Consider the following 593-nt stretch of genomic DNA (forward strand, 5'->3'; position numbering starts at 1 on the left):
TGTGGGGCGTGTGGGGGTTGGTTGGAAGCGGCATGCACCGGTGTCGTTGCCTTGGGGGTCCTGCCCATCGCAGATGAAATCGCCTTCGATGGGCGCGCTCTGGGGTTAGGCGGCCGAGACCACCACCTGCCCCCCACCCCCACCGCCTGATGGCGAAGAACCACCCCCAATCGGAAGCTCCTCATATGTCATGGATTCGATGCTGACTTTTTCAGCGTCGGCTCTCCCGTCGAATGATGTCCAGGCTGCAATCGTGCCTTGGTCTTGAGCATTGCCTGTTGGTGAAATTAGCGCCCCGAGGGCGCATATGATTAAAATCGCGGCAAAGGTAATAGTTTTCATTCGACTGCGACTCCTCCGATAACCCAGTCCTCGTCGATGCGCCGTAGCGCAATTAGAAGAGTCTTCGTATTTGAATCCTCTTCGACTATGCGCCCATTTCCTTCTACGGAAGTGGACTTGTCGGAGATAACGACCATCTTCACCCCGCAGTATTCTTTTCCTTTTCCTGGGGGGATGTATTCGATGTTTGTGATTTTTTGGGTCCAGGGGTTGGCCCATCCTCCGTCTTTGTGGAGTTTGGTGGCGTCGTC

At 55.3% G+C, this 593-nt stretch carries 1 pseudogene; it reads right to left on the reverse strand.

The annotated features are described in order from the left end of the window. Positions 1-338: 338 nt before the first annotated feature. Positions 339-593 (reverse strand): annotated as a pseudogene (locus B1H50_RS10040) (hypothetical protein); the annotation flags it as partial.

Source organism: Actinomyces gaoshouyii (assembly GCF_002072175.1).
GTDB classification, from domain to species: domain Bacteria; phylum Actinomycetota; class Actinomycetes; order Actinomycetales; family Actinomycetaceae; genus Actinomyces; species Actinomyces gaoshouyii.